Raw genomic sequence first — 17,937 nt, forward strand, 5'->3', positions numbered from 1 at the left:
GGCAGGCCGTGACATCAATGGAACCTGTGCTCACATCAAGGGTTTAAGCGCTGCTTGCTCCATACGACATCACTGCGAGAGTATTCCAATCGATCGTGCAACCGGTGCGCACCGCCCTGCCAGAACTCCATACGCTCTGGCGTGACTTGAAAGCCACCCCAGTATTCTGGCAGTGGAACATCCTGACCGTCGAAGCGCTCAGAAACATCGGCATAAGCGGACTCCAACGTGGCACGATCAGCAATCGGTCGGCTCTGCTGGGATGCCCAAGCACCCAACTGGCTTTGGCGCGGGCGCGAGTGAAAGTAACGGCCGGAATCTTCGCGCGATAACTTACTCACACGCCCCTGGATTTGTACTTGGCGCTCCTTTTCCAACCAGAAAAAGTGCAAACACACCTGATTATTACTGGCTAAATGCTGACCTTTGTAGCTGTCGTAATTGGTAAAAAACACCAATCCGTTTTGATCGTAGGACTTCAGCAATAGAACACGCTGCCAAGGTCGGCCATCTGCATCCACCGTCGCCACGGTCATGATGTTTGGCTCAATGGGATCGGTGGCGCGGTAATCTTCAAACCAAGCGTGGAATTGTGTCATTGGATCTTCCGCCGCGGTGCTTTCATCCAAACGCCCTTGGGTGTATTCCCGTCGCACATCCCATAAATCAACCATAACTCTCTCCAAACCATGTCATCTGTTGTTAACGCTACCAACTTTGCCGCAGCGGCAGCTTGATGCATATCAGACTGCGCTGCGCAGCCCCCACTCAGCACTGGCGGCGATGGCAAATAGTAAGGTCAGCGCCGCAGTCTGCGCCAACTGCTGATTCAGTGCGTGTTGCTTGCGCAGCGCAATTAAATAGCTCAATCGCACACTGCCAAATAGCACCAACACCCACAAACTGGTGCTCAGCAGCCGCTGCGCCAGTGACAGCTGGGTATCCGGCATCTGTGTTTCGACCACCAGCCACTGCAGCGCCAAAGGCACCAGCAGCAACCAACGATACAAGCCTTCGCTGCGCATAGGCCCCAAACGAACCGCCAAAGTATGCTTGCTCGCCGCCTTGTCGTTGTCCAAGTCACGCAGATTATTCACCAACATAATTGCCGCCGTTAAACAGCCCATCTGCAGCGCAGACACCCACACCAACAGCGGAATAAACTCGTGGTGCAAATGGTAGCCACCGGCCACGGCGACCAGCCCAAAAAACACAAATACCGTGACCTCGCCGAGCGCATTGGATGCCAGTGGCAATGGCCCGCCACTGTAGGCCAGCAAAGCGACCACCGAGGCCACCCCCAACCAGGCAAATACGGCGCCGCCATGCCAAATTAAATAACTCCCCGCGGCTATGGCTAACATCAGCACAAAAGCTAAACCAAGGAATAGCTGACTAGCCGTCAGCCATCCTTGAGCCACGGCCCGCTTGGGCCCAACTCGCTGTTCACCGTCCACTCCGGCGCGAAAATCAAACACATCGTTGGCAAAGTTAACGGCTATCTGCAACAGCAGCGCACAGGCAAAAATGGCGCTCATCAATCGTACATCGAAGGTATCTGCCGGAGCGTTCACCCAAGCAAGCACTTGTCCCAGTGTTATTGGGGCAATGGCAGCAGGGAGGGTTTTCGGGCGCATGGCATACCACCAAACCTTGCAGCGATTCGGCATAGTTTTGTCGGCGGACAGGCGAGCCCGGCTCACTATTGCTAACTCCTTTGATACACTTAGCGATCTTCAATTTTTCAGGCAACACAGGCACTGACATGTCGTTCCAGAACTACCCCACTGCCAATTTATCACGCCGGTTAGCGGCGCTGTTTTATGACAGTTTTGTGCTGTTTTCTTTGTACATTCTGGGCGGCTTCATACTGGTAGCCATCATCAAAGCGGTCAACCAGGGTGAATTTCCCGGTGCCTTACCGATGTCGGTCAACCTAAGTTTGTTTTTTTGCATAACGTTTATGTACTACACCCACTCTTGGCTCAAAGGCGGACAAACCATCGGTATGAAGGCTTGGCGCATCTGCCTGATCAATGCACGCCAACAGCACGGAAAAACGCTGCCACTGCAACTGAGCCAATGCATGTTACGCTGCGGTTGTGGCTTTTTCTCGACCGTTTTGGGACTGCTGGGTTTCGTCTGGATGCTGTTCGATAAACAACAGCGCACCTGGCATGACATGGCGTCGCTGACACGTGTGGTGCACATGCCTGCTGGCATGAAGTAAACCGGCATTGATGCATTTGGCCATCGCACCTGCGCCGCTCAAGCGGCGCGTCTGAGCAGCAATACCGCCGCTAGGGTGCAAAGCACAATCGGCACCACACTGGCCCAGAGCGGCGCAAAGCCAAATACGATGCTGGCCGGTGCGAGCAGTTCTTCAGCGTATTTGTACACCAGACCCACCAAAATACCGGTAAAGATCCTATACCCCGGCGTTACCGAACGCAGCGGCCCAAAGATAAATGAAATACCCAACAGCACCAGCGCCAGGGTGCTGAGCGGCTGGGTCACTTTGCGCCAGAACGACAACAAATAATTATCCGCGTTCAGGCCCTGATCCTTCACGTACTGGCTATAACGGTACAAGTTGGATATCGACATATCACGCGGCTCCACCATCACCACACTCAAGCTTTGTGGCGTTAAACCCGTCTCCCAGCGCAAGCTACCGACTTCATTGCGAGTCACGTGATCACCGTGCAGAACAATGTCCTGCACGCCTTCCATTTGCCAATACTCACGCTGGTAAATCGCGCGGTCTGCGGTTCGAATTTGTTGCAGACGCGCTTGCTGATCAAACCGGTAGAGAGTCAATCCGTGCAGAACACCATTGGGCTCAACGGCGGTAAAGCGCATAAAGGTATCTCCCTCTCGGTGCCAGAATCCCTGACCACGATTAGACAGAGTATCGCCGCGTCCCTGCGCTACCGCCTTTTGTGACTGTGCAATGCGCTCCAGCGAGGGAATGGCGTATTCTGCGGTGGCCATGCTGATCATCATCAGCACCAGCACTGGCTTCATCACCGCAACACTGATACGACGAATGGACATACCGGCAGCGCGCATCACCGTGAGCTCACTGCTGGCCGCCATGCTACCCAGCCCGGCCAAACAACCAATCAGACACGCCAGCGGCATGTACTCGTAGGCTCGCCGAGGCAAGCGCATAAAAATAAACTGCAGCGCCTGCCACAGCTGATAGTCACCTTTTAAGCGCTTAAGCTCATCCACCAATGCAAAGACGGCATCGAGGCCAACAATGACCAACACCACCACTAAGGTGGCATTGAGCACGTGACGAGCAACGTATCGGTCCAGATGCGACATCATAATTGGCGCACCTTATGACGGCGTTTGATCTCCGGCCACCACCACAGCGTTAGTGCGATCAAGGCGTAACAAGCGTGCAGCGGCCACATTCCGACCAACGGATCCAAACGCCCTTTTTCGATCATGCCGGTCATGGCAATCATCAACGAGATGTACACCATAAATAAGATAATGGCGGGAAACAGCCGCGCAAAACGCCCCTGGCGAGGATTTACTCGGGCTAACGGCAATGCCATCAAAGTGACGATGGGCACCATAATAATCAGCGATAAACGCCACTGAAACTGCGCCTGCGACTTCACGTCATCACGTTCTAATAACGCCAGCGTGGGAATCGCTTCTTGGCGTAATTTACGCCGCTCATCAGGCTCATCGGCAATTTTGACGCCGTAACGCTCAAACTCCAGCGTTTGCATTTCCACACCACCGGCGCTCAAGTCATAGCGTCGGCCGTTGTGTAGTTCCAAATAGCGCGAACCGGTTTCCTCGCTGACGTATTGGGTGCCGCGCCCGGCCATTAGCAAGGTATTGCCATCGGCAATGAACACACGTTGCATTTCGGTTTTGTCATCGGATAACGACTGCGCATAGGTGATGCGCGAACCGCCTTTCATGCTCTGAAAACGCCCGGGGATCAGCAGTTCAAACTCCGTCAGCTGCGCCTGCTTTTGATACAGGCTTTCCATTTTTTGCGCGCCCCAAGGGCTAGCAAACAGTGACAGCGAGGCAACGATGGCCATCATCAAGCCGGCCGGAATCATGGTGTAACTGAGCAATCGCCCATGCGAAAACCCAGTGGCGGTTAACACGGTCATTTCGCTGTCGGCATACAAACGCCCGTAAGCCAGCAAGATGGCAATAAACAGCGCCAGAGGTAGCACCATTTCCAAAAACGACGGTAAGCGCAGCAGCAGGGTAAAAAACACGATTTCCAATGACACTTGGCCAGCGGCGGCCTCAGCCAGTTGGCGAATCAAACGCCCACTCATCAGGATCAGCAGTAACACCACAGTAACTGCCACAATCGAACTAAACAGTTCACGCGCGAGGTAACGAAAAAGAATCAAACAGCCAGACCTTGTATTTCCAATATGTGACAGCATATATACGGACGGAATAAGTCATTCATACCTGACTCTAGGAGTTCACATGGAATACCAGACGTCTCAACACAGCGCTGCCGAAGTAGAAGCGAGCTGTATTGTGGTCACTATCGACACCGCAGGCAAGCTGTCAGAAGCCGGTAGTCAATTGGATAGCGCCAGCGAGCATTTTCTGCAACAACGCTTCGAACATAAAGACATTAAAGGCAAGCTGGCTGAAACACTGTTATTACCAGCAGTACCCGGCATCGCCGCTCAACGCGTATTGCTGATTGGCCGCGGCGACAGCAACAAGTCACTGAAGCGTGGTCAAGCGATCAAACTGTTAAACGCCGTTGCCAGTGCCACCGGCAACATGGAAGGCAGCGTTGCTCTGGCGCTGGAAGACCTGGCCAATGAGCAGCTGAGCAACGCTTGGTTAGCGGAGCAAAGCGCCATTGCCTTTGGTCGCCAAGCGTATCGCTTCACCACCACCAAGCCGCAAAAAGACGAAGACCAGCCTACTCAAGCCAGCAGCCTGATCTGGGTTGGCGGCGATGAACTGAACAGCCTGAAAAAAGGCGATGCGCTGGCCAATGGCATCAACTTCGCGCGCGAACTGGGCAATCTGCCAGGCAACATCTGCACCCCGACCTACCTGGCTGAGCAAGCTCAGGCACTGGCCGATGAGCAGATGACTACCACCATTTTGGACGAGTCTCAGCTGGAAGAAATGGGCGCCGGCGCCTTTGTTTCCGTTGCCAAAGGTTCGATTGAACCCGGCAAGATCATCATCATGAATTATCAAGGCGGCAAAGCTGGTGAGCCTGCCCACATGCTGCTGGGCAAAGGCATCACCTTCGATACCGGCGGCATCAGCCTGAAGCCGGGCGCCAAAATGGATGAAATGAAGTACGACATGTGCGGCGCTGCGTCTGTGCTGGGTACCATGAAAACTCTGTTGGAACTGCGTCCTGCCATCAACGTCATCGGCATGATCACAGCGGCAGAAAACATGCCTGCTGGCAACGCCAGCAAGCCAGGCGATGTGGTCACCAGCCTGTCGGGCAAAACCATTGAAATCCTCAACACCGACGCCGAAGGCCGCTTGGTGCTGTGTGACGCATTGACCTACGGTATCGACCAGTACAAGCCAGCCTCAGTGGTCGACATCGCGACCCTGACCGGTGCTTGCATGGCCGCACTGGGTGAAGTGAACAGCGGTCTGTTCACCGAAGACGAAGCCCTGGCCAGTGAGCTGCAAAGCGCTGCCGAATACGCGCACGACAAAGTGTGGCGCCTGCCGCTGGAAGAAGATTACCAGGAACTGCTGGATTCAAACTTTGCTGACATGGCCAACATTGGCGGTCCATTGGCCGGTGCGACCACTGCAGCTTGTTTCTTGTCGCGCTTTACCGAAGGCACCCCATGGGCGCACATCGATATTGCCGGCACTGGCTGGACTGGCGGCGCGAAAAAAGGCGCCTCCGGCCGTCCGGTTCCGCTGCTGGTGAATTACCTACTGAATAAAGCCTGATCTCGCATCAGCTGACAGAGGCCGCGCACTGCGGCCTCTTTTTTGTCACCTTTGCACATCTACTCGGACGATACGCACTGCTAGCATGGCGCTCATAACACCAATAGGAGCCACCATGAGCCTCAGCGAATTATTACAACAACGCTATTCCGTACGCGCCTTCAAAGCCGACCCAATCGACCCAGACACACTGCAGCAAGTATTTGAACTGGCGCAACAGGCGCCGTCCAACTGCAATGTTCAGCCATGGCAAACGTATGTGGTTTCTGGCCAGCAAAAAGACCAGTTAAAAAATGCGCTGATCGCGACTGTGATGAAACAGCAAACTCCCAACCCAGAATTTAATTGGAAGGTGGCCTACGAAGGCATCCACCGCGAGCGCCAGTTTGGCTCGGCCAACGCCCTGTATGGTGCCATGGGCATCGAACGCGATGACAAGATGAAACGCAACATGGCCATGCTGCGCAATTGGGCCTTTTTTGATGCGCCGCATGTGGCCTTTTTCACCATGGACAAATACCTAGACATCATGGGCGCGGTGGACATTGGCATCTACGCCCAGACCCTGGCATTGCTGCTGCAAGAACGTGGCATCAGCTGCTGCATGCAAGGCGCTTTAGGGCAATTCCCTCAACCGGTGAAAGAGCTGCTGGAAATTCCCGAACAGCAGGGCATTTTATTCGGTATGTCATTTGGCTACGAAGACACAGACGCCGACGTCAACCGCGCTCGCACCGATCGCAGCGAACTTAGCCAGTCAGTGCAGTTCTTTTCCTAACATAAAAAACAGGGCATAAAAAACGCCGGCACTGTTGCCAGTGCCGGCGTTGTCGTAACGACCTGAAACCTGCGCGTCTAAGCTTGCCCCCTTACCTGCAATTTCAAACGCATCAGTCACCCATTTCAGACCGATTCAGTCACTCACCACTGGAGACGTGGGCATTGCCTCACAGCACCAAGCGACGAATATCGCTGATCAATGCGACCAGTGTGGTAAAGAACCGCCCACAATCGGCACCATTTATGGCTCGATGATCATAAGACACCGCCAGCGGCAGCATATTACGCGGTTCAAACTCGCTACCATTCCACACAGGTTTCATCTGTGCCTTGGACACTCCCATAATGGCGACTTCCGGCGCATTTACAATGGGGGTAAACCCGGTGCCGCCCATGGCACCCAAACTGGAAATGGTAAAACAAGCACCCTTCATTTCGTTCGGCTTGAGCTTACCGGCTCTAGCCTTTTCTACCAGCTCGGCACTTTCCTGCGCCAGCTCCCAAATGCCTTTTTTATCAGCATCGCGAATCACTGGCACCATCAAACCGGCTGGCGTATCGACAGCAATGCCAATGTGGACATAGTGCTTGTGCACCATGTGCTCGCCATCGGCGTGCAGCGATACATTAAAACTCGGCTCCAACTTCAGCGCCTGCGCCGCCGCTTTGATCAAAAACGGCAGTGGCGTGATTTTCACACCGCGCTTTTCTGCTTCCGGCTTCATTTGCTTACGGAATGCATCCAAGTCGGTGATATCGGCCTCATCAAACTGCGTCACGTGTGGTACGTTCAACCAATTGCGCTGCATATTTGCTGCGGTGAGCTTTTTAATCTTGCTCATTGGTTGCAGTTCGATGTCACCAAACTGGCTGAAGTCAACTTCAGGGATCGGCGGAATGCCTGCTCCTGAAGCGGCGCCAATAGTACCCGACTCTGCCTGTTTGAGCATCTTTTTCACGTAGCCGCGTATGTCATCTTTGGTAATGCGACCACGCACGCCAGTACCTGACACTTTGGTCAGATCGACACCCAACTGCCGCGCCAGGCGACGTGACGAAGGGCCGGCGTAAACATCCGACGAACGATTGGCCGACTCAGGCGTCGCAGGTGCCGTTGCGGCCGATTTTTCCGGCGCTGGCGCAACGGTTGTTGGTGATTCGGCTGCTGATGATTCGGCTACGGCTGATGGCGCAGACTCGGCTTGGGCAGACGCTCCTGATTTGGCCGACGATTCAGCCGCATCAGAAGATGCGGCCGTTTTCATTACCGCATACACATCACCTTCGTTGACCTTGTCGCCCACCTTGATGCGAAACTCGACTAAGGTTCCATCTGCCGGCGCTGGCACATCCATGCTGGCTTTGTCGGTCTCTAACACCAGCAGCGAGTCTTCTGCGGCCACACTGACACCTGGCTCAACACTGAGCTCAATGACATCAACATCGCTGGCGCCGCCCAGATCAGGAATGGTGAGCTCCATCTCAGACGCTGACGCCGCAGAGCTCGCGTCAGGATCCACTTTAGCTTCCGCTGCAGGACTCGCCTTGGCGGCGGGCTCTTGCTCTGGCTCTGCCTTAGAAGGCTCTGCATCATCACTAGCAGCTACGTCCACCACCATGATGTTGTCGCCTTCAGAGACTTTGTCGCCAACCGACACTAGGATTTCGACCACCTTACCCATGACTGGGCTAGGAATCTCCATACTGGCTTTATCGGTTTCCAACACCAACAAGTCTTGCTCTAACTCGACGCTGTCGCCAACGGCCACTGAAATTTCAATAATGTCGACATTATCAGCGCCACCCAAATCAGGCACAGAAACGGTTGTATTGCTCATTCTCTGCCCTCCTTAGCTGCGTGTTGGGTCGATTTTATCGGCGTCGATGCCCAGATCGGCGCGTGCTTTCAGCAACGCCTCCTGGCTAAACTCGCCTTGCTCTGTCAGCCGCTGCAGCGCTGCATAAACCACAAACTCACGGCTAACTTCAAAGAAGTGGCGCAGTTTTTTGCGCGTATCACTGCGCCCAAAACCGTCAGTACCCAAAACCGTAAAGTCACCCGGCACAAAGGCACGCAACTGCTCGCCGTAGGACTTGATGTAGTCAGTGGCCAGTACGAATGGCCCCTGCTGACCCTGCAGCTGCTCGGTAATGTACGGCACTTGCGCAGCCTGTTCGGGGTTCAAACGATTGCGGCGTTCACACGCCAGACCATCGCGAGCCAACTCGTTCACCGAAGTCACACTCCAGATGTCGGACTGCACACCGTACTGCTGTTGCAATATGTCCGCCGCAGCTTCCACCTCACGCAAAATGGATCCAGCACCCATCAGCTGCACCTTGGCACCGTCTGTGCCGACAGACTTAAGACGATAGAGACCTTTGACGATGCCTTCTTCGGCGCCCACCGGCATTTCTGGATGCGGGTAGTTTTCGTTCATGGTGGTGATGTAGTAGAAGCAGTTTTCCTGATTCTCATACATGCGCTTCAAACCGTCTTGAATAATCACGGCGAGCTCATGGCCGTAAGTCGGGTCGTAAGAGTGACAATTCGGAATGGTTTGCGCCATTAGATGGCTGTGACCGTCCTGATGCTGCAAACCCTCACCGTTGAGCGTGGTACGCCCGGAAGTTGCGCCAATCAGGAAGCCGCGTGCCTGGATGTCACCAGCCGCCCACGCCAGATCACCAATACGCTGGAAACCAAACATGGAATAAAACACGTAAAACGGAATCATCGGGCAGTTGCTGTTGCTGTACGCTGTAGCAGCAGCAATCCACGCCGACATCGCACCCGCTTCATTGATGCCCTCTTCCAGGATCTGACCTTTTTTGTCTTCCTTGTAGTACATGATCTGTTTGGAATCGTGCGGCGTGTACTTTTGCCCGGCCGAGGAGTAGATACCCAACTGACGGAACATACCTTCCATACCAAAAGTGCGCGCTTCATCCGGCACAATTGGCACGACACGTTTGCCAATGGTCTTATCTTTCACCAGTTGCGACAAAATGCGTACAAAGGACATGGTTGAGGACATTTCGCGCTCACCGCTGCCACTCAGCTGTGCCTTGAAGGTATCCAGCGCTGGCGCTGGCAAGGCGTCACTGTTGGTGCGACGTGACGGCACAAAGCCTTGCAGCGATTCACGACGCTCACGCATGTACTTCATTTCGGGGCTGTCTGGCGCCGGACGATAATATGGCACATTTTCCAGCTCAGTGTCCGTCAGCGGAATCGCAAAGCGGTCGCGGAACTGTTTCAGCGCATCGATATCCAGTTTTTTCACCGAGTGCGTATCGTTCGCCGCTTCACCCGCCGCGCCCAAACCATAACCTTTTACGGTTTGCGCCAGAATCACGGTTGGCTGGCCTTTGTGGGCCACCGCTTCAGCATAAGCTGCGTACACCTTGAACGGGTCGTGGCCGCCGCGGTTCAGCTTGGCGATGTCTTCATCGGTCAGCTCTTCCGCCAACTTGGCCAGCTCAGGGTAAGCACCAAAGAAATGCTCACGCGTGTAGGCAGCACCGTTGGCTTTATAGTTCTGCAAGTCACCATCGCAGACTTCGTCCATGCGCTTTTGCAACATGCCGCTGGTGTCTTTCTCCAGCAGTACGTCCCAGTGACGACCCCATACGACCTTAATGACGTTCCAACCGGCACCGCGGAATACACCCTCAAGCTCTTGCATGATTTTGCCGTTGCCGCGCACAGGACCATCCAAACGCTGCAAGTTGCAGTTCACTACAAAGATCAGGTTTTCCAGCTGCTCTCGACCGGCCAGAGAAATCGCGCCCAAGCTTTCTGGCTCGTCACACTCGCCATCGCCCAAGAAGGCCCATACTTTGCGATCGCCGCGAGGCGCCAAGTCACGCGCAGACAAATAGCGCATCACGTGTGCTTGGTAAATGGCCTGAATCGGCCCAAGACCCATCGACACCGTCGGGAACTGCCAGTAATCCGGCATCAGCCATGGGTGCGGATAAGACGACAGTCCATTACCGTCCACTTCGCGACGGAAGTTGTCTAGATGGGTTTCGTCAAAACGCCCTTCGAGGTAAGAGCGCGCGTAAATGCCAGGTGCAGAGTGCCCCTGGAAGTACACCAGATCGCCTTCGTTTTCGCCGTCATTGCCGCGGAAGAAGTAGTTAAAGCCAACATCGTACAAGGTGGCGGCCGATGAAAACGACGCGATGTGACCACCCAAGCCTTCATTGTTATCGTTCGCCCGCATCACCATGGCCAACGCATTCCAGCGAATCAAAGAGCGAATACGGCGCTCCATAAACAGATCGCCAGGCATGCGCCGCTCTTTGTCCGGTGCGATGGTGTTGCGGTAAGGCGTGGTGATTGCTTGTGGTAGCGACACGCCTTTGTCCATGGCGTTGGAGAACAGCTTTTTCAGAATGAAGGCGGCACGCTCAGGTCCGGCGTGACGGATGGTGGCATGTAACGAATCCAACCATTCCTGGGTTTCGTATACATCAATATCTTCGGTCATTGATAGCTCCGGTGTACTGACAACACTTTGGTGTCATCACAACAAGGGCAGCCGACTGAAGTGATCTTACCTATTGCTCTTAGGCCGCGACCCGGGCCGCAAAGAGCGATAAATAATGCCACTTCACTGTACGTGGCCACCACAATTAGAAAACTGGTTACAAGACCACCAACCCTTGTAAATATTGGGCTGCTGATCGAAAACGGCATCAGTCTGACGCCTTTGTAAGCTCGAGACAATCCCTTCTTGTAGTTTTTTTACAAGAACGATCTCCACCTACGACCAAAGCCGTAAGCAGTGCCCGCAAAACACCTAGATTTTGATCATTTCACCACCACAACTGAGCAAATGTCGGTGCAATCGTGCCGATAACTCAACAATACTACTGTGCGTACGGCGCAGCGGTCGCCTTGCAACCGCCACTATTCACGCCAACCATCTACTTTAGCGCACTTGCACCAGCACACTGACTTTGTCGGCGCACATACGTCCCTGACTGCTGGCCACTTCCATGTTGCACAACTGCCCTGCGGCGACATTTAAACCGTTCAGCAAATGCTCGTCGGCATGCATGGCTTTGCGCGGCCCCATACTGGCAAGCGCACGCACAAACGGCAAGGTGGCATTGTTAAGCGCCTGCGTGGCCGTGCGCGCTACCGCACCTGGCATATTGGCCACACAATAATGCACCACACCTTGCTCCACGTAAGTTGGATCATCGTGGGTGGTCGGCCTTGAGGTAGCGACGCAGCCGCCCTGATCAATCGCCACGTCGACAATCACGGCACCGCGCTGCATGTGCTGCAGCTGCTCGGCTTCAATCAGCTTTGGGGCTGCTGCACCGGGAATCAGTACCGCACCGATCACTAGATCCGCCTGCGGCAAATATTCGTCGATGGCTGTGCGGGTCGACAAACGGGTGTGAATGCGATTGCCGTATTGTTGATCCAGCAAGCGCAATGTTTGCAACGACGTATCCAACACCGTCACTTGTGCGCCCATGCCAACGGCAATGCGAATGGCGTTCGAGCCGACCACGCCGCCGCCCAATATCAGCACTTCCCCAGACGGCACCCCGGGAGCACCCGACAGCAACACACCGCGACCTCCGGCTTCCATTTCAAGACTGCGCGCACCGGCTTGCACCGCAATGCGCCCCGCCACTTCCGACATCGGCGCTAGCAGTGGTAACCGCCCTTGAGCATCGGTCACGGTTTCATATGCGATGCAGGTGGCGCGACTTTTGATCAGCGAGTCGGTGAGCTCCTGATCCGGCGCCAAGTGCAGATAGGTGAATAAAGTGTGGCGCGCCTCCAACAACGCCACTTCTTGCGCTTGCGGCTCTTTGACCTTGACGATCATGTCCGCCTGAGAGAACACTGCGGCGGCATCGCTAACAATACTGGCACCGCTGTCTTCGTAATCACTGTCCTGAAAGCCAATGGCGGCGCCCGCCTCCGTTTCAATAACCACTTCATGGCCATCCGTCACCAGCTCGCGCACACTGTTTGGGGTCAATCCAACGCGGTATTCGTGATTTTTTATCTCTTTCGGCACACCCACTCGCATAACCACCTCCCTTGTTTTTGCCACAGTGTAGCAGCGCTAAAGCAAGGCCCCAGGCGTCGGCCTCGTATGCCATAGCGCATGGCTCGAAACGCATTCATCGTCTTTACTTACAGGGGAAGTGTGCACCACTGAAAGACCGCTCTCTGGTGCACTTCAACACAGGATGGCGATTCATCGGTAACCTGGGTCTGTTTATGTGGCTGTGCTTGTCTGCACGAGAAAAGCTGGCGTATGTGCTTATCACCTTGTTGTATGTGGCCATTGGTAGCGTCATGGTGCGCTCTATTTCGGCACTGGTGATCGAGCGCTATATGGTCGAGGCCACTTCAGCGCTCAACAGCGAGCTCACCTTGGTTCGCTCACGCCTGGAGGCAGCCATTTTCAGAGACAGTTACCTAGCCGACAGCTTGGCAACCGTCGTCACCATCGACCCAGTTTTTGCGGTGAGCAACTGGGAGACCATCGCCGCCACTTTGCTCGACCGCTCCACCTACGTCCGCAATGTCGGGCTAGCACCGAACAATATCATTACCCACGTCTACCCGGTTGCCGGCAACGAAGCGGCCATCGGTTTTGACTTTCGTACCCGACCAGAGCAATTGGCAACGGTGCTAAAAGCCAAAGCGCTGCAAACCATGTACATCGCTGGGCCCGTCAACTTGGTGCAAGGCGGTACCGCCATCATCGCCCGCTACCCCATCTTTTCCGACTCGCCGTTTAATCAACAGTACTGGGGCGGCATCAGCGTGGTGCTGCGCTATGACAAACTTTTGCAAGACAGCGGCGTGGGAGACTTTAGCTTTGGTGACATTGCCTTGCGCAAGCGCCATTCAGACGATGAGCCATGGAACGTGTTCTATGGCGATGCTGACGTGTTTGAGCACGCCAACGCCCACCAGCCAGTGCAACTGCCCAGTGGCCAATGGGAGATTGCCGCCCACTTCGACATCAGCAACAGCCCCAGCGTGCGCAACCGGGCACTGCTGGTGCACTTGATTGGTGGCATCACTTTGTTACTGATGTATCTGGTGGTGTACCTGTTGTATCGCAACTACCAATACGCCCACCGGGAGTCGATGCAAGACGAGTTAACCTTGCTGCCGAACCGGCGCTTTATGTTGCGCAAGCTGGAGCAGCTGTTTGCCCATCAAGAAAAGCCTCGCCGTTTTGCCATCCTCAACATTGATTTGGACGATTTCAAACGCGTCAACGATCAACTCGGGCATGAAGCCGGCGATGCACTGCTAAAACACATTGCCGACCATTTGGCAGAGTCGGTGCGCAGCCGCGACATTGTCTGCCGCTTCGGTGGTGACGAGTTTTTGGTCTTGTTATCAGACGTCGATGACGCCAAACAAGTGGAGAAAATCCAACGCAAGCTGCAAAAAATAATCCGCTCGCACCCGCTGCGCTGGCAGCAGCACATTATCGTTCCATCGATCAGCATAGGTCAGGCGTTGGTCGACCAACACACCATTAATGACCTACTCGCTCAGGCCGATCGCGAAATGTACAGCCACAAGCATCAACAACAAAAAGGCACCCTGATTATGGATGCCTCATTCACAACTGAGCCCTCAGCCACTGATTGAATCAGCGACGTTTTTTCGGGCCGCGCGCCATTTTAGAGCCCTGGCCTGGTTTAAAGCCTGGGCGTCTTTGGCGAGTCGCCGGGGCATCTTCAGCAGGAATCAATGCCTGCGGCCCGCTGCCAATCAAATCACTGCGGCCCATTTTTTTAAGCTCTGAGCGCAGCATCGGCCAGTTCTTTTCGTCGTGATAGCGCAAGAACGCCTTTTGCAATCGACGTTCTTGAATATCACGAGGAATGGCGATTTTTTTAGTCTTATAACTCATCCGCTGCAGCGGGTTGCGCTCAGAGTGATACATGGCCGTGGCCAAGGCCATCGGCGATGGGTAAAAGGTTTGCACCTGATCAACACGGAATTTATTGCGCTTTAACCACAGCGCCAAATTCATCATGTCTTTATTTTCAGTGCCCGGGTGTGCGGCGATAAAATACGGAATCAGATACTGTTCTTTGCCCGCCTCGCGCGAGTATTTGTCGAACATTTTCTTAAACGCATCGTAAGTGCCCATGCCCGGTTTCATCATTTTACTGAGCACATTTTGCTCGGTATGCTCGGGCGCAATTTTTAGATACCCGCCGACGTGATGAGTCACCAATTCGCGTACATACTCCGGGTCTTTTACCGCCAGGTCGTAGCGCAGACCCGATGCAATGGCAATGCGTTTAATGCCCGGCAGCGCGCGCGCGGCGCGATACAACTCAGTGGTGGCTTTATGACTGGTCTCCAGATTTTTGCAAATACCAGGGTAGACACACGATAAGCGACGACAGCTTTTTAAAATGGTTTCACTTTTACATTTCAAGTGATACATGTTGGCCGTCGGCCCTCCGAGATCGGAAATGGTGCCGGTAAAACCCGGTACCTTATCTCGAATTTCTTCAATCTCGTTGATCACTGACTCTTGCGATCGGCTTTGAATGATTCTGCCTTCGTGCTCGGTAATCGAGCAGAAGGTGCAGCCGCCAAAACAGCCGCGCATGATGTTGACCGAGAAACGAATCATTTCGTAGGCAGGAATGCGCGCATCACCATAGCTTGGGTGCGGCACACGCTGATAAGGCAGGCCGAAGACGCTGTCCATTTCATCCGTTTCCAGCGGAATCGGCGGCGGATTTACCCAGATCTCTTGCTGACCGTGACGTTGAATCAAAGGCCGCGCGTTGTAGGGGTTCGACTCTTGATGCAAGACACGCGAGGCATGGGCATACAAGGCGCTGTCGTTGCGGACTTTTTCGAACGATGGCAATCGCACCACAGTCTTTTCCGGATCATGGTCCACTTTGCGCTGCAATGGCATGGGCACGATCTTCACCGGCATGACGTCATCGGCTTGCTGACTGTCGGCTTCTTTCTTTTGCTCGCAGCTGCTGCCGTCGGTTTCCTTCATTTCGTACGGGTTGGGAATGGCATCAATTTGCCCCGGCCAGTCAATCCGGGTGGAATCAATTTCGGTCCACCCCGTTGGCGTGGCGGTTCGAACAATCGTGGTGCCGCGCAAGTCAGTCAGATCATTCACTCCACGCCCCTGCGAAAAGGCGTGGGTCAACTCAACAATGGCGCGCTCAGCATTGCCGTACAGCAAGATATCCGCACCAGAGTCTATCAGTACCGAGCGACGAACTTGGTCACTCCAGTAATCGTACTGCGCGATCCGACGCAAACTGGCCTCGATGCCACCAATCACCACTGGCACATCTTTATAGGCCTGGCGACACTTCTGGCTGTAAACGATCACGGCCCTTTCCGGGCGCTTACCCGGTTCGCCATGAGGCGTATAGGCGTCGTCATTACGCACTTTCAAATCGGCTGTGTATTTGTTGATCAGCGAATCCATGTTGCCAGCGGTGACACCAAAATACAGATTGGGCTTACCCAGCTCGGTAAAAGCACTGGGATCATTCCAATCGGGCTGGGCAATGATACCCACTCGGAACCCTTGTGCTTCCAGCACCCGTCCCATAACCGCCATACCAAAACTGGGGTGATCAACATAGGCGTCGCCAGTGACCAAAATTACGTCGCAACTGTCCCAGCCAAGCTGATCCATTTCTGCCCGTGTCATGGGCAAAAAAGGCGCCGTGCCGAAACATTCGGCCCAGTAGGGGTAATAGGAGTTAAGATGCGGTGCAGCTGTGTTCATGAATAAAGCTAATCAACAGTATGAAGGACGCTCATTGTCCCAGAAATCAGCCAGAGTGCCTACTGGCGGCGATCGCCCACTACCTGCCTCATTTGCTGCCCTACACATCAAAGGCCCGGAATGAGGCAGAGGCTCACTAACATTGTCAGCTCTGGCCGCCAGAGACCTTGCCATTACCAAACTGCTCACTAACTATAAGTCGCATAATAACAACCCGAGTCACCCCCATGCCCAGTCAAACCGAACTGTTGCTGGCCGCGTTTGGCACCGGCCTGATTGCCCCACTGTTTCTGGTGCTTAGCCGAGATTTTGCCGGCGCCGCCTCCGCCAGGGCTTTTGCCGCACTGATGCTGATCGCAGCGTTGCACATGTTTCACAACGCCTTGCCACCAGCGTTGCACCAGTGGTCGTACTTGGTTCAAAGCGCAGCGCCCGCCTGCTTCTGGATTGCCTGCCGCTATGCCTTTGTCGACACCGACGAAGACCGGCGCATTCACTGGGTGATGGCGGTGTACAGCGTCGCCGGGCCGCTGCTGCATTTACTGCTCGGCCAGCCGCTGGCTTGGCACGGTGTGCTCAAACAGATTCCGCAAATATTAGAGTACTTGCTTATTTTGCTCGGCTTGTGGGAAGTGATCAGCCACTGGCATGGCGATTTGATGGAAGCCCGGCGGCGGCTGCGAGTGGGTGTCATGCTGGCAACGGGGTTGGCGGTGGGCTGGTCGATTGTCTCTTTCAATTTGCGCTTGGCAGGGCCAGAGTCGCGACAGATGGCCATCATTGCCTCCATTCTGGTCATCAGCTGGTGTTTGCTACAGGGGCGAAAGGAGCTGTGGCGGCCCGGGCAGGCATCTAACGCTGGCAACGTCGCCAACAATGGCAACCCCAGCAATGCTGTCGCTGGCGAACATCTGATGTCAGAACCCGAGCCCAGTGCACAAAGCGACGACCTGCTGAAGTTGCAACACTGCATGAGCAGCGGCTTTTACCGCCAAGAAGGCTTAACCTTAAGTCACCTGGCCAAACAACTGCGCATGCCTGAATACCGTTTGCGTGCGGTGATCAATCAACACCTTAACTTCAATAACTTTAATGAGTACCTCAACTCGTTGCGCATCGGCGAAGCCGCCGTCAGGTTACGGCAAGAACCCGACACACCGATCTCCAACATTGCTCTGGATGTTGGCTATCGCAGCATGAGCTCATTCAACCGCGCGTTTCGGCGCTGCCACGACACCACACCCACCTTGTTTCGCGAGCAAGGGCACAGCAATTCCTCCAATGCAAACATTGCACACCCTGATGACACTCGCCTGCAGGTCGCATCATCACTGGACATTGCAGACTTTGCACAGCATCCGCCAAGTATTACCAAGTGAATTATTTTTACCGTCTGTGATGG

Annotated in this window: 13 protein-coding genes; 5 read left to right on the forward strand and 8 right to left on the reverse strand. The window is 54.5% G+C overall.

Features of this window, described 5'->3' with window-relative positions; all coding sequences use genetic code 11:
- Positions 1-35: 35 nt before the first annotated feature.
- Together pdxH and menA are read right to left on the reverse strand one after the other, a co-directional pair.
- Positions 36-674, reverse strand: a complete 639-nt coding sequence (gene pdxH / locus CHH28_RS15140; RefSeq protein ID WP_094061098.1) for a pyridoxamine 5'-phosphate oxidase — start codon at positions 672-674, stop codon at positions 36-38.
- A 69-nt stretch (positions 675-743) separates the two neighbouring features.
- Entirely contained in the window at positions 744-1,637 is an 894-nt protein-coding gene (gene menA, locus CHH28_RS15145) for a 1,4-dihydroxy-2-naphthoate octaprenyltransferase (RefSeq protein ID WP_157729943.1), read from the reverse strand.
- Between the two features lie 128 nt (positions 1,638-1,765).
- Between menA and CHH28_RS15150 the strand changes: the two genes are divergently transcribed.
- A complete protein-coding gene (locus CHH28_RS15150) occupies positions 1,766-2,230 on the forward strand; it encodes an RDD family protein (protein ID WP_094061100.1) in 465 nt (154 codons plus the stop codon).
- A 38-nt stretch (positions 2,231-2,268) separates the two neighbouring features.
- On the opposite strand, the gene lptG is transcribed toward CHH28_RS15150, so the two are convergent.
- Both lptG and lptF read right to left on the reverse strand, forming a co-directional pair.
- The gene (gene lptG / locus CHH28_RS15155; protein ID WP_233243632.1) at positions 2,269-3,336 is read right to left on the reverse strand and encodes an LPS export ABC transporter permease LptG; all 1,068 of its coding nucleotides are present in this window, start codon (positions 3,334-3,336) and stop codon (positions 2,269-2,271) included.
- The gene (lptF, locus tag CHH28_RS15160) at positions 3,333-4,403 is read right to left on the reverse strand and encodes an LPS export ABC transporter permease LptF (RefSeq protein WP_199243922.1); all 1,071 of its coding nucleotides are present in this window, start codon (positions 4,401-4,403) and stop codon (positions 3,333-3,335) included. Before lptF ends, lptG begins: the two co-directional genes overlap by 4 nt.
- Positions 4,404-4,485: 82 nt before the next feature.
- Between lptF and CHH28_RS15165 the strand changes: the two genes are divergently transcribed.
- Together CHH28_RS15165 and CHH28_RS15170 are read left to right on the forward strand one after the other, a co-directional pair.
- Complete coding sequence (locus tag CHH28_RS15165; protein ID WP_094061102.1) at positions 4,486-5,955, forward strand: leucyl aminopeptidase; 1,470 nt, start codon at positions 4,486-4,488, stop codon at positions 5,953-5,955.
- 115 nt (positions 5,956-6,070) lie between these two features.
- Positions 6,071-6,733, forward strand: coding sequence for a nitroreductase (locus CHH28_RS15170; RefSeq protein WP_094061103.1), 663 nt, complete (start codon positions 6,071-6,073; stop codon positions 6,731-6,733).
- 169 nt (positions 6,734-6,902) lie between these two features.
- Here CHH28_RS15170 and aceF read toward each other — a convergent pair whose 3' ends face one another.
- The 3 genes from aceF to ald form a co-directional block, all read right to left on the reverse strand.
- Positions 6,903-8,573 carry a dihydrolipoyllysine-residue acetyltransferase gene (gene aceF, locus CHH28_RS15175; RefSeq protein WP_094061104.1) on the reverse strand — a complete coding sequence of 557 codons (1,671 nt, stop codon included), beginning with the start codon at positions 8,571-8,573 and terminating at the stop codon, positions 6,903-6,905.
- Positions 8,574-8,585: 12 nt separating this feature from the next.
- Entirely contained in the window at positions 8,586-11,234 is a 2,649-nt protein-coding gene (gene aceE / locus CHH28_RS15180) for a pyruvate dehydrogenase (acetyl-transferring), homodimeric type (RefSeq protein ID WP_094061105.1), read from the reverse strand.
- 444 nt (positions 11,235-11,678) lie between these two features.
- Positions 11,679-12,803 carry an alanine dehydrogenase gene (ald, locus tag CHH28_RS15185; RefSeq protein WP_094061106.1) on the reverse strand — a complete coding sequence of 375 codons (1,125 nt, stop codon included), beginning with the start codon at positions 12,801-12,803 and terminating at the stop codon, positions 11,679-11,681.
- Positions 12,804-12,997: 194 nt separating this feature from the next.
- On the opposite strand from ald, the gene CHH28_RS15190 reads away from it, so the two are divergent.
- Positions 12,998-14,395, forward strand: coding sequence for a diguanylate cyclase domain-containing protein (locus CHH28_RS15190; protein ID WP_094061107.1), 1,398 nt, complete (start codon positions 12,998-13,000; stop codon positions 14,393-14,395).
- Position 14,396: 1 nt separating this feature from the next.
- Here CHH28_RS15190 and CHH28_RS15195 read toward each other — a convergent pair whose 3' ends face one another.
- Positions 14,397-16,535, reverse strand: coding sequence for a YgiQ family radical SAM protein (locus tag CHH28_RS15195; RefSeq protein ID WP_094061108.1), 2,139 nt, complete (start codon positions 16,533-16,535; stop codon positions 14,397-14,399).
- Positions 16,536-16,762: 227 nt separating this feature from the next.
- On the opposite strand from CHH28_RS15195, the gene CHH28_RS15200 reads away from it, so the two are divergent.
- On the forward strand, positions 16,763-17,914 hold the full coding sequence (locus CHH28_RS15200; RefSeq protein ID WP_094061109.1) for an AraC family transcriptional regulator: 1,152 nt from the start codon (positions 16,763-16,765) through the stop codon (positions 17,912-17,914).
- The last annotated feature ends 23 nt before the right edge of the window (positions 17,915-17,937 follow it).

It is taken from the genome of Bacterioplanes sanyensis (assembly GCF_002237535.1).
GTDB classification, from domain to species: domain Bacteria; phylum Pseudomonadota; class Gammaproteobacteria; order Pseudomonadales; family Oceanobacteraceae; genus Bacterioplanes; species Bacterioplanes sanyensis_A.

Coding starts and splice junctions, on each gene's coding strand:
- CHH28_RS15195 (WP_094061108.1), bottom strand. CDS start 16,535: ATGAACACAGCTGCACCGCATCTTAACTCCTATTACCCCTACTGGGCC.
- pdxH (WP_094061098.1), bottom strand. CDS start 674: ATGGTTGATTTATGGGATGTGCGACGGGAATACACCCAAGGGCGTTTG.
- CHH28_RS15190 (WP_094061107.1), top strand. CDS start 12,998: ATGTGGCTGTGCTTGTCTGCACGAGAAAAGCTGGCGTATGTGCTTATC.
- aceF (WP_094061104.1), bottom strand. CDS start 8,573: ATGAGCAATACAACCGTTTCTGTGCCTGATTTGGGTGGCGCTGATAAT.
- lptG (WP_233243632.1), bottom strand. CDS start 3,336: ATGATGTCGCATCTGGACCGATACGTTGCTCGTCACGTGCTCAATGCC.
- menA (WP_157729943.1), bottom strand. CDS start 1,637: ATGCGCCCGAAAACCCTCCCTGCTGCCATTGCCCCAATAACACTGGGA.
- CHH28_RS15170 (WP_094061103.1), top strand. CDS start 6,071: ATGAGCCTCAGCGAATTATTACAACAACGCTATTCCGTACGCGCCTTC.
- CHH28_RS15165 (WP_094061102.1), top strand. CDS start 4,486: ATGGAATACCAGACGTCTCAACACAGCGCTGCCGAAGTAGAAGCGAGC.
- ald (WP_094061106.1), bottom strand. CDS start 12,803: ATGCGAGTGGGTGTGCCGAAAGAGATAAAAAATCACGAATACCGCGTT.
- aceE (WP_094061105.1), bottom strand. CDS start 11,234: ATGACCGAAGATATTGATGTATACGAAACCCAGGAATGGTTGGATTCG.
- CHH28_RS15200 (WP_094061109.1), top strand. CDS start 16,763: ATGCCCAGTCAAACCGAACTGTTGCTGGCCGCGTTTGGCACCGGCCTG.
- CHH28_RS15150 (WP_094061100.1), top strand. CDS start 1,766: ATGTCGTTCCAGAACTACCCCACTGCCAATTTATCACGCCGGTTAGCG.